10 protein-coding genes are annotated in these 10,795 nt (G+C 61.3%); 4 read left to right on the forward strand and 6 right to left on the reverse strand.

Annotated features, from left to right (window positions below):
• The coding region (locus ACESY8_RS05655) for a glycosyltransferase (RefSeq protein ID WP_498794659.1) at nucleotides 1-978 on the reverse strand (978 nt) is incomplete at its 3' end.
• A gap of 106 nt (nucleotides 979-1,084) precedes the next feature.
• A complete protein-coding gene (locus tag ACESY8_RS05660; protein WP_021633511.1) occupies nucleotides 1,085-1,303 on the reverse strand; it encodes an AbrB/MazE/SpoVT family DNA-binding domain-containing protein in 219 nt (72 codons plus the stop codon).
• Between the two features lie 131 nt (nucleotides 1,304-1,434).
• Between ACESY8_RS05660 and ACESY8_RS05665 the strand changes: the two genes are divergently transcribed.
• From ACESY8_RS05665 to ACESY8_RS05680, 4 genes are all read left to right on the forward strand, one after another.
• The gene (locus ACESY8_RS05665; RefSeq protein ID WP_024724461.1) at nucleotides 1,435-2,787 is read left to right on the forward strand and encodes a sigma-54 interaction domain-containing protein; all 1,353 of its coding nucleotides are present in this window, start codon (nucleotides 1,435-1,437) and stop codon (nucleotides 2,785-2,787) included.
• 263 nt (nucleotides 2,788-3,050) lie between these two features.
• Nucleotides 3,051-4,445: a CitMHS family transporter gene (locus ACESY8_RS05670; RefSeq protein WP_054338370.1), complete on the forward strand. Its 1,395-nt coding sequence runs from the start codon at nucleotides 3,051-3,053 to the stop codon at nucleotides 4,443-4,445.
• A gap of 49 nt (nucleotides 4,446-4,494) precedes the next feature.
• The gene (locus ACESY8_RS05675) at nucleotides 4,495-5,844 is read left to right on the forward strand and encodes an acyclic terpene utilization AtuA family protein (RefSeq protein ID WP_054338371.1); all 1,350 of its coding nucleotides are present in this window, start codon (nucleotides 4,495-4,497) and stop codon (nucleotides 5,842-5,844) included.
• Nucleotides 5,845-5,871: 27 nt separating this feature from the next.
• Nucleotides 5,872-6,171: an AtuA-related protein gene (locus ACESY8_RS05680; RefSeq protein WP_007489081.1), complete on the forward strand. Its 300-nt coding sequence runs from the start codon at nucleotides 5,872-5,874 to the stop codon at nucleotides 6,169-6,171.
• On the opposite strand, the gene ACESY8_RS05685 is transcribed toward ACESY8_RS05680, so the two are convergent.
• From ACESY8_RS05685 to ACESY8_RS05700, 4 genes are all read right to left on the reverse strand, one after another.
• Nucleotides 6,147-7,658, reverse strand: a complete 1,512-nt coding sequence (locus ACESY8_RS05685; protein ID WP_498794660.1) for an anti-sigma-I factor RsgI family protein — start codon at nucleotides 7,656-7,658, stop codon at nucleotides 6,147-6,149. The two genes, ACESY8_RS05680 and ACESY8_RS05685, sit on opposite strands and share 25 nt — an antisense overlap.
• A complete protein-coding gene (locus tag ACESY8_RS05690) occupies nucleotides 7,655-8,236 on the reverse strand; it encodes an RNA polymerase sigma factor (RefSeq protein ID WP_054338372.1) in 582 nt (193 codons plus the stop codon). Before ACESY8_RS05690 ends, ACESY8_RS05685 begins: the two co-directional genes overlap by 4 nt.
• Before the next feature lie 252 nt (nucleotides 8,237-8,488).
• Nucleotides 8,489-10,048, reverse strand: a complete 1,560-nt coding sequence (locus ACESY8_RS05695; RefSeq protein WP_054338373.1) for a recombinase family protein — start codon at nucleotides 10,046-10,048, stop codon at nucleotides 8,489-8,491.
• 246 nt (nucleotides 10,049-10,294) lie between these two features.
• Nucleotides 10,295-10,723, reverse strand: a complete 429-nt coding sequence (locus tag ACESY8_RS05700; RefSeq protein ID WP_152970460.1) for a hypothetical protein — start codon at nucleotides 10,721-10,723, stop codon at nucleotides 10,295-10,297.
• Nucleotides 10,724-10,795: the final 72 nt, after the last annotated feature.

Raw genomic sequence — 10,795 nt, forward strand, 5'->3', positions numbered from 1 at the left:
GGCCACCGCCCCCTCCTCCGACTGCTGGGGGGCCAGCACCATGGGCACGCCGCACCAGATGCTCTCGCTGACGCTGTTCATCCCGCAGTGGGTGAGAAACACCGACGCCTCCCCCAGCACCCGGAGCTGCTCCACCCTGGCCTCTGCCCGGACATTGGGGGGCAGAGCGCCCAGCGTTTCCGCCCCCGCCGGGCTGCCCACCGACAGCAGCACATCCCACGGTCCGTCCCCCAGGCCCTCCGCGCAGGCCCGGTAAAAGCCGGTGTTCCCGTGCATAACCGTGCCCAGGGAGACGTACACCAGCGGCCGCTCCCGCCGCTGCGTCCGGGGCGGCAGCTCCGGGAGGGACGGCCCCACAAAGGCCACCCGCTCCCCGAAGTGCTCGCCGCCGGGCTGGAAGGCCCGGGAGGTATAGACAATGGTATCGGTCTCGCTGTCATTCTGAATCAGCTCGGTGAGCTTTTCCACCTCGTACCCGTGCTCCCGCAGCAGGGCCAGCCTCTTCCCGATTTGGGGCAGGCCCGCCAGGGTGTAGAATACCTCCAGCGGGCCGGGGCGCATCTCCCTGGCGGTCTCCCGGTCAAAGGCGAAGGTGGTGGTGGAGCACACCAGCGGCAGCCCCAGCCGCCGGGCGTACAGCTTGCCCCAGACGCAGATGGAATCGGCCACCACGCAGTCCGGCCGGAATTCGCCCAGCTCCCGGAGCGTCTTCTCCTCCATGGCCACCGTCACATCGATCACCATCGCCATGAGGCTGGAGAAGTCGTGCCCCATCCGCCGCCCCAGATCTCTGGGGGCGGGGGGCAGGAAGGTGTCGCAGGGGACGAACTCGGCTCCCGCGCCCTCCAGCTTCGCCCGGAATTCCTCAAAGGAGTAGTAGCGCACCCGGTGCCCCCGGCGCACCAACTGCCGCACCACCTCCACCGTGGGATTGGTGTGTCCGTAGGCGGGAATGGAGAAAAAGACGATCCGGCTCATATTACGCACCCCTTTTCTTATTGGTAATACTTTTCTTACTTATAGCACCGCAAAGGCAGAATGTCAAGATGAAATAAAAAGTGGCGCGCCTGAAGGCGCGGCACTTTTATTGCTCCCGGTCCGAAAAGACATCACGGAAGACCGGGTCCGCCTTTTCAAAGGTCTGGAGTGCAATCCCCCGGTTCACGTCCGCCAGCAGCAGCAGCGTGTCCCCGGGCCGGACGCCGAACATCTCCCGCACCTCCTTGGGCACCACGATCTGCCCCTTCGGCCCCAGCTTCACCGAGGCCAGATACTTTCCCTCCGGCATAGCCGCCTTGTCCATCGTTCTTCCCTCCTCCGCCTATCTGTTGGAATTGTAACCGATTTCCTACGCTTCGTCAACCGGGATTGCCCCAGTTGTCAACCAGATGCTTCTCTGCTACAATACAGGCAGAACGGAAGGAGGCGGCCGCCGTGCAGCTTGATCCCATCACCCGCGCAGTCCTGGACGCCATGCAGGAGGGCGTGCTGATCATTGACGCGCAGGAGCGCATTGTCTATGGAAACCGGGCCTATGTGGCCTTTCTGGAGAAGGAGGCCGGCGGGCCCATCGGGCCGATCGAGGGATACCCCCTGCGGCTACTGCGCCCCGGTGCCCGGCTGCCGGAGGTGCTGGCTCAGAAGCGCCCCATCCTGCACACCCCGCGCCAGGAGAGCGAGGACATCTACTTCGTCAACATGTACCCCATCTTCGACGGAGCGGAGGTGGTGGGCGGCCTGTCGGTGGTTACCTTTTGGAAGGACGCCTTCGACTTCCGGGCGGAGCTGGAGCGCTATGAAAAGCGCAGCCGTCAGGTGCTCCGCCGAGTCAACAAGGCCAACGCCGCCCACTACACCTTTGACTCCATTGTGGCGGTCTCCCCCCGGTCGGCGGCCTGCCGGGAGCTGGCCAGCCGCCTGGCCCAGACCGACGTCACCGTCCTGCTCCAGTCGGAGAGCGGCACGGGAAAGGAGCTGTACGCCCAGGCCATCCACAACGCCAGCCCCCGCTCCGCCGGGGTGTTCGTTGCCATCAACTGCGCCAACTTCAACGCCAATATGCTGGAGTCCGAGCTCTTCGGCTATACCGAGGGGGCCTTCACCGGCGCCAAGCGGGGCGGGAAGATCGGCCTCTTTGAGGCCGCCGCCGGCGGGACGCTCTTTCTGGACGAGATCTCCGAGATGGACGTCGGCCTCCAGGCCAAGCTTCTGCGCGCCCTCCAGGAGCGCCGCATCCGGCCGGTGGGCGGCGTGGAGGAGGTGGAGACCGACGTGCGCATCATCGCCGCCTGCAACGCCGATCTGCCCCGCTATGTGGAGGAGGGGAAATTCCGCACCGACCTGTTCTACCGCCTCAACACCTTCCCCATCCACATCCCGCCGCTGCGGGAGCGGAGAGAGGACATCCCTCCTCTCTGCCGCAGCCTGCTGGACGAGCTGTCCCGCAAGCTCAAGCGACGCCTGGAGCTAACGCCCGAGGCCATGGACCGCCTGCTGGCCCACAACTGGCCGGGCAATGTGCGGGAGCTGCGCAACGTGCTGGAGTTCTGCGCCTATCTCACCCCCTCCGGCGTCATCACCGAGCTGTCCCTCCCCGAAAACCTCCGGACTGGTCCAACTGCACAGCCGTCTCTCACACTGGCCCAGCGTACCCGGGCCTTTGAACGGGCGGAGATTCTCCGCCTATTAGAGCGCAATGGTGCCTCTCTGGAGGGTAAGAAAAAGACAGCCGCACAGCTTGGCATCTCTCTTGCCAGCCTTTACAATAAATTGAATATGCAGTTTTAATTTATTAGAATTCTATTCTAATAAATTAGAAACCAGCCGCACCAACCTATAGAGGCAGTTACCATTTGGTTTCTGCCCGATTGGATTCTAATATTTTAGAAACCCGCCCTCTCTCTGCCCGCTCTTTGTTTCCCCGGAGCTACCTGAGGGTCGGGTTTTTGCGCCTTTATCCATACCTCCCTATCTTGGCATGCCGCTTGCATATTTCTTTTAGCACAAGCAGCGTGTGGAGAGGTTGCTTGAAATAAGAGGAGGTTATGTGAATGTCACCTTTAGCAATTCTCGGATTCCTGACGGTCATCATCATGCTGGTACTGATTATGACCAAAAAAGCATCTCCGCTGGTGGCTCTGATCGTAGTTCCCGTGGTCACCGGCATCATCTCCTGCTTCTTCATCGCGGTCGTGCCGGAGGGCGCCGCGGAGGGAACGCAGGGTGTTGTGAACTTTTTCGCCAACTTCAAGTCCTTGGGCGACATGATCACCGGCTCCAAGGGCATCGGCTCCGTGGCGGCCACCGGCGTCATGTTCATCTTCTCCATTCTGTTCTTTGGCATCCTGACCGATGCCGGCACCTTCCGCCCCATCATAAAGGGCATTCTGAACCTGGTAGGCACCGATCCCGTCAAAATCGGCATCGGCACCGCCATTCTGGCTGCCATCGTCCATCTGGACGGCTCCGGAGCGGTCACCTTCCTGATCTGTGTGCCCGCGCTGCTTCCTCTGTATGACGCGCTCGGCATGCGCCGCACTACGCTGGCCACCATTGTGGCCCTCTCCGCCGGCACCATGAATATCCTGCCCTGGGGCGGCCCCACAATTCGCGCCCATACCGCCCTGGCCACCATGGCGGGCACGGAGGCCACCGTCACCGGATTTTTTATGCCAGTCCTCCCCGCCGTACTGGCAGGCCTGGTTTGCGTGCTGGTCATCTCCGCCTTCCTTGGCGCGGGTGAGAAGAAGCGCATCGGCACCGTGGCCCTTCAGGCCGCCGGACATGCCGAGCAGGAGCTTACGGACGAACAGAAAGCCCTCCTTCGCCCCCGCCTGTTCTGGGTGAACATTCTCCTGATCGTTGCCGCCATTGTGTCTCTGCTCTTCTCTGGCTTTGCCCCCGCAGTGGTATTCATGTTCTTCTATGTGCTGGCCACAGTCATCAACTACCCCAGCGTGAAGGATTCCAAGGCCCGGGTGGACGCCCACGCCAAGGAGGCCCTTATGATGTGCTCCGTGCTCTTTGCCGCCGGGTGCTTTACCGGCATCATGCAGGGCACCGGCATGATCACCGAGATGGCCAGCACCCTGGTGTCCGTCATCCCCAATACGCTTGGCCAGTTCTTCCCCCTCATCGTCGGCATCATCGGTATGCCCGCCTCCCTGCTCTTTGATCCCGACTCCTTCTACTATGGCGTGCTCCCCGTGCTGGCGCAGACCGCCGAGGGCTTCGGCGTCGTGGGAGCCGACGTTGGCCGCGCCGCTATCCTGGGCCAGATGACCGTCGGCTTCCCCGTCTCTCCCCTGACCGCCTCCACCTTCCTGCTGGTGGGCCTGTCCGGTGTGGACTTCGGCGAGCACCAGAAGAAGACTATCCCGCTGGCCTGGCTGGTATCCCTGGTGATGGTGGCCGTTGCTATTCTCACCCGCGGCATCGCCATCTGAGCCGCTCTCTCGTCTTTGAAATGTCAATTATCAGAAAGGAAGTCATTGCATGACGAAAACCATCCGCATCGGCAGCGGCGCCGGCTATGCCGGCGACCGGCTGGAGCCCTCGCTGGAGCTGATCGAAAAGGGCAACCTGGACTACATCAGCTACGAGTGCCTGGCCGAGCGCACCATCGCCATCGGTCAGCAGGCCAAGCTGAAGGACCCGTCCAAGGGGTACAACGGCCTGCTGGAGCACCGCATGGAGAGGGCCCTTCCCCTGTGCTGGAAGCACAAGGTGAAGCTCATCACCAACATGGGCTCCGCCAACCCCCAGGCCGCCGCCCAGAAGTGCGTGGAGATTGCCCACAGGCACGGACTGACCGGCATGAAGATCGCCTGCGTCACCGGCGACGACCTGCTGCCCGTCATCGACAAGTACATGGACACCGAGGTGTGGGAGACCCACGAACCCCTGTCCAAGCTCCCCGGCGAGATCGTCTCCGCCAACGCCTATATGGGCGTAGAGGGAATCCTGAAGGCCCTGGAGCAAGGCGCCGATGTGGTCATTACCGGCCGTGTGGCCGACCCCGCCATCTTCATGGCTCCTATGATCCATGAGTTTGGCTGGTCTCTGGAGGACTGGGACAAGCTGGGCAAGGGCACCATCATGGGCCATCTGCTGGAGTGCGGCGGTCAGGTCACCGGCGGTTACTTCGCCGAGCCCGGCAAGAAGGATGTGCCCGGCGTGGGCCACTTGGGTTTCCCCATCATCGAGGTGTCCGAGGACGGCTCTTTCTTCGTCACCAAGGTTCCGGAGTCCGGCGGCATGGTCACGGTGGAGACCTGTTCCGAGCAAATCTGCTACGAAATCCACGATCCGGAGAACTATCTGACCCCGGACGTGGTGGCTGACTGCAAGCAGATTACCTTCACGGAGGTAGAGAAGGACAAGGTGGCTGTCACCGGCATTACCGGCAAGCCCAAGACCGAGACCTTCAAGTGCTCCATCGGCTACAAGGACTGCTTCATCGGCGACGGCGAAATCAGCTACGGCGGCCCCGGCTGCGTGGCCCGCGGCAGGCTGGCCCTGGACATCATCAAGGAACGCCTGGAGCTGGTGGCCCCCGGCGTGTTTGACGAGCTGAAGTTCGACCTCATCGGCTGCAACAGCCTGTACTGGAACCCTGACTTCAAGTACAACGAAGAGCCCAGCGAGGTGCGGGTCCGCGTGTCCGGCCGGGCCAAGGCCAGGGCCGACGCCGAGCTCATCGGCAACGAGGTGGAGGCCCTCTACACCAATGGCCCAGCCGGCGGCTGCGGCGCCGTCAAGCGCACCCGCGACATTGTGTCCGTGGCCTCCATTCTGGTGAGCCGCTGCGATGTTAAGCCCGAAGTCGAGATCTTTGAAGTCTGATTTCAAGACAGAAAGGAGGCATTTTCTATGAAACTCTGGGATATCGCACACTCCCGCACCGGCGACAAGGGCAACATCTCCAACATCTCCCTCATCGCCTACGACCCCAAGGACTATGCGCTGCTCAAGGAGAGAGTCACCGCTGAGCGGGTGAAGGAGCACTTCAAGGGCATGGTCAAGGGTGAGGTGGTTCGCTATGAGCTGCCCAATATCCATGCGCTGAACTTTGTCATGTACGCCGCCCTGGGCGGCGGCGTAACCCGCTCCCTCTCCGTGGACATGCACGGCAAGGGCCTGTCCTCCTACCTGCTGGACATGGAGCTTTGAGCCTTTTCAAAAAAAGCGCCGCCGGTTCTGGCGTCGATCTTGTACTCGTACTCCATGCCGCCGGCCTTGAACTCCACCTTATAGCAGGGCGTGCGCTCGTCCAGCTCCTCCTCCACCTCCAGCTCGTAGGTGTCGGTCAGCGCCACCCCCGCGTGGGCCAACGCCGCGTCCCGGGCGGCATCCCGCCCGATGGCCTGGTCCGCGGGCAGGGCATTGGGGTGCTCCTCCCGCTTGCTCTTGAGCACGCTGCCGTCCGCGGCGGCAATCTCGTACTCGTACTCTGTAGTACCTGCCCAGAATTCCAGCTCGTAGGTCAGGCGGCCATCGTCAAAGTCCCGCTTGACCGTCAGCCCGCGCACGTCCCCTTCGGCCACGCCCGCATGGGCGAAGGCCGCGGCTTTGGCCGCCGCCTCGCCGATGTCGGTCTGAACGGTGCTTCCGCCGCCGGGCAGGCTGCCGCCCTTTTGCTCCCGCCCGTGCTTGACAATGGCGCCGGTGGCGGCATCTACATCGTACTCATACTCCGTGTTTCCGGCAAAAAACTCCACCTCGTATACCATACGGCCGTCCTCATAGTCGTAGTCAGCCTCCAGGAACACCACGTCCCCACTGGTCACACCCGCATGGGTCAGGGCAGCCTCCTTGGCGGCCTCCACACCGATATAGGCGCTCTGGCTGGCCGTACCTACCGAGTTCAGCGCCGGGTTGGAGGCGGTCGTGCTGGTCTGTCCCCCCGCGCTGTCCGGGGTCTGGACTGCGGTGGAATTGGCCAGCAGATTCAGCTCATTGATGGACAGCCCCACCAGGGACTCAAACGTGAGATGGTTGCTGCTGTCCACCAGGGACTGGATCAGCGTGGCCTTGCCCAGCGAGATGCCATACTCGTCCGCCTTTTGCTGAAGGGCGCTGTCCCCACTGAGGGTCTGGGAGAGGATCGCTCCGTTGACTTTGGCGGAGTCCAGCACCTGCCCAATTTCCGTGGTCAGCTTCTGCTCCAGGGCTGCGCCCCGGGCCGCGTCGTCGTCCTCCACCGAGATGAGGATGGAGTTGGCCAGCTCATCCACATAGCCGTGCTTGAGCAGAGAGCCCATGATGGCGTTGACCGCCACATTCAGATCGGCCCCCTTCAGGTCCATGCCGTCCAGAATTTCGTTGGCGTCCGCGTTCAGAGGAACGGCCGAGACCACCTTCTCCTGCCGGTTTACATCCAGCTCCACGCTGGGATTGACATCCAGAGAGATGACCGAAGCCACGGCGTTGGCCTGGTAGTACTGAACACCGGCGCCTCCGCCCACCACCACCAGCGCCAGGCAGGCCGCCGCAAGCCAAGCCATGGCCGCCTTTTTCCGCGGCTTCCGCGCCGGTACAGTCATGGGAATCACGTTTCCCCGCCGCGGTTCGCACCGGGAGAGGAGCGCCTCCAGATGGTCGGGCGCGGCGTGCTCCAGCGCGGTGCGCAGACGCTGTTCCAGTTCCTGATCGGTCACAGGGCATCCCCTCCTTCCAGCTTCGTCTTTAGTTTCAGGAGCGCGCGGCGGTACTTGGACAGCACCGTGGACAGGGGCAGCTCCAGCAGACCTGCAATCTCCCTGTGCTTCCAGCCGGTCACCGCGTGGAGCAGCACAATTTGCCGTTCGTCATCCGCCAGCGCGGTGAGGGCGGCGTCCAGCACCTGCCGGTCCTCCACCGTCACCATCGGGTTCTCCGCTGCCAGCCGTTCCCAGTCCTCCAGAGCCATGTCCTGGGTCCTGCCCCGCTCCCGCAGCTTCATCAGGGCGAGGTTGCGGGCGATGGTCAGCAGCCAGGCCAGCGGTGTACCCTGGGGACGGTACTGATGGGCGTTTTCCCAGGCCCGCACAAAAGCGTCCTGGGTCACATCCTCAGCGTCATGCTGGTTTTTCAGGTAGGATAGGGCCAGGCCGTACACCGACGTCCGCGTGCGGTGGTACAGCTCTGCCAGCGCCTCCTGATCCCCCCCGGCCAGCCGGGCCATCAGCGGCTCCAGCAGCTCCGGCGCAGTGGTGGTGCGGCGCTCCTCTGCCATTGTCTCAAGCAGGATTAACATGGTGTCGCGCTCCTGTCATCTTCTTAATGTACGGGAGCAGCGTTTTATTGCGCCGCCCCTCTCTTTTTTCCCGATTTTATTATATCCCATTCAGCCGCTAGGAGTAAAGCTCTTTTTTGCTGCGCCCAAGCCGCTTTGTACCGCGGCACAGGAGTGCTTATTCCTGAGCCCCCATGGCCGCCTCCAGCTTCTTGAGTGCTTTTTTCTCAATGCGCGATACCTCGCGCCGCGGTTATTGTAACCAGAGGTCCATTAAAAAAGCGCCTCCGGTGGACAGAAGCGGAAGTGGATGATGAGCTCCCTCTGTTCAGTTAGCTCCACCCGCTCAATGAGGCTTACCAGAAGCTCCCGGTTGTCACCAGCCTCATCCAGAAAACGCTGAACCAGGGCCCCGGCCTTGTCCCCGGCCTCCGGGCTTTCCCGGTGTTCCAGCTCTGTCACACGCCGCTCCAGTGCGCCGCGCTCCTCGCGGGCCTGCCGGTAGAGCCGTGCAAAATCCGCCTCGGCCAGCAGGCCACTGAGCTGATCCAAATACATCCGGTCCAGGACGGTGGTCAGGCGGCCTATTTTGGCCCGCAGGGCCCGGATTTCCGCCGTGGGATTTTCCCCTCCATGAGCCTCTGCTACGGCAGACCGGGCGGCGGGCAGCAGGGCCGCAGGCTCCAGGCAGGCCCCGCAGGCCTCCCGCAGCTTGGCTACCACGGCACGAGTGACGGTCTGCTCCTGAATGGAGTGGCAGGTGCAGCCCCCTGTCTTTGTGAACCGCTGGTAGGTGCGGCAAACCAGATACCGCACATCCTCCCCCCGGCTGTTTTTCCGGTTGAGCACCGCCAGCGGGTGCCCGCACTCGTGACAGAAAAGCAGCCCTTTCAGCGGAAACTCATAGGTTCGGCTGCGGGTGTGCCGCCGGCTGGCCAACAGACGCCCCACCCGTTCAAAGGTCTCCGGCGTCACCAGCGGCTCATGGGTTCCCTCCACCACCACCCAGTCCTCCGGTAGCTGCCGAATGCACTTTTTGCTCTTGTAACTGACCTTCCGTCGGCGCCCCTGTACCATATTTCCAATATAGGTTTCGTTTTGCAGCATCTCAGAGATGCGCTCACCGCTCCACTGTCCGGTACCGGAGGGATACAGGCCCGCGTAGCACCCCGGCGATGGGATGCCCTCAGCGTTGAGCTGCGCGGCGATCTGGCGGCAGCTCAGGCCCTCCAGCGCCAGCCGGAAAATACGTCGTACCACCGGCGCGGCCCCCTCGTCCACCACAATTTTGTTCTTTTCCGCAGGGTGCATCTGATAGCCATATACCGGCTTGCCGCCGATAAACAGCCCCTTTCGCTGTTTGTCCCGCTTGACGCTGGAGATCTTTTTAGAGATGTCCTTTGCGTACATGTCGTTCATAATGGCCCGGAACGGCGTGATCTCGTTGGCGCTGGAGTCCACACCGGTGTCGATGCCGTCCAACAGGGAGATGTACCGCACACGGTGTTCCGGGAAATAGCGCTCCATATAGTGGCCGGTCATGATGTAGTCGCGCCCCAGCCGGGACAGATCCTTGGTAATCACCATGTTCACCCGTCCGGCCTCAATGTCCCGCAGCATCCGCCGGAACTCCGGACGGTCGAAGCTGGTGCCCGACCAGCCGTCGTCCACATAGAGGCCGGCCACCGGCACCCCCCGCTGGCGGGCAAAGTCCTCCAGCATGGCCCGCTGGTTGCTGACGCTCTCTGAGGGCCCGTCGGTTTCGTCCTCCCTGGACAGGCGGATATAAAGTGCGGCGCGGTACCTCTCCGCCCCTTCTATCTCCAGGTACATGAGTTACCTCCAGGGGTGTCCTTGTTAAGTTCCCGCGCCAAAAAGGCGCGGAATGAGCCTTGTACCAGTTCCTTTGCCTCCGCCCCTCCATCGGTATAGGTACACCGTACCGTCACTTCCCGCTTCCGCTGTCCCAAGCATATCCCTCCTTGCTACTGCTTGGTAAAGCTTATGCGGCAGGCGGCGTTCCTTGCCTGTCCAGTCAAGCTTAAAGAAAGGGGCGTCCCGATTGGGACGCCCCTTTCTTTAAGCTGTTACATAAAAAGTTTGCGTACGGGAATCGGATCCAGAAGCATCTTCTGCAAAGATAGTAATTTCTATGCGGTATTTTTCCCCTGAAATACCATTATAGTATATGGTATTCCCATGATAATAAGAATTGGTGGAAATCATTCCAGCATCATCTTGATTTAAAGAATTAGCAAGTGCCCAGGTCCCTCCTATTTGTTGGTATACTATAATCTTCTTAGCGCCAATGCGAGTCATTTTTCCTGTCCCGTCTACAGAAAATGAAATAGCAATTTTGCCATTCCCCGTTGCTTTTGCATTCATACTATAGCTTGTGAGTTGCTCACTAGCTCGATACTCTATATTACTATATGCCAATACTGGAACGGCTAATAGTATAGCAACTACCAGTAGAACTAAAAAATATTTTATTTTACGTTTAGTCATTTTTCCCATCCTCATAAATTGAATCTAGCATTTTCTCTATTTCTATTTTCGAAACATCTCCACTAATTGCAC

The sequence above is a fragment of the Clostridium sp. ATCC BAA-442 genome (assembly GCF_964239415.1).
In the GTDB taxonomy this organism is placed as follows: Bacteria; Bacillota; Clostridia; order Oscillospirales; family Oscillospiraceae; genus Flavonifractor; species Flavonifractor plautii.

Excerpts from the sequence above, each read along its gene's own strand:
- ACESY8_RS05660 (WP_021633511.1), bottom strand. The coding sequence starts at position 1,303 with ATGGACAAGGCGGCTATGCCGGAGGGAAAGTATCTGGCCTCGGTGAAG.
- ACESY8_RS05670 (WP_054338370.1), top strand. The coding sequence starts at position 3,051 with ATGTCACCTTTAGCAATTCTCGGATTCCTGACGGTCATCATCATGCTG.
- ACESY8_RS05675 (WP_054338371.1), top strand. The coding sequence starts at position 4,495 with ATGACGAAAACCATCCGCATCGGCAGCGGCGCCGGCTATGCCGGCGAC.
- ACESY8_RS05680 (WP_007489081.1), top strand. The coding sequence starts at position 5,872 with ATGAAACTCTGGGATATCGCACACTCCCGCACCGGCGACAAGGGCAAC.
- ACESY8_RS05690 (WP_054338372.1), bottom strand. The coding sequence starts at position 8,236 with ATGTTAATCCTGCTTGAGACAATGGCAGAGGAGCGCCGCACCACCACT.
- ACESY8_RS05695 (WP_054338373.1), bottom strand. The coding sequence starts at position 10,048 with ATGTACCTGGAGATAGAAGGGGCGGAGAGGTACCGCGCCGCACTTTAT.
- ACESY8_RS05700 (WP_152970460.1), bottom strand. The coding sequence starts at position 10,723 with ATGACTAAACGTAAAATAAAATATTTTTTAGTTCTACTGGTAGTTGCT.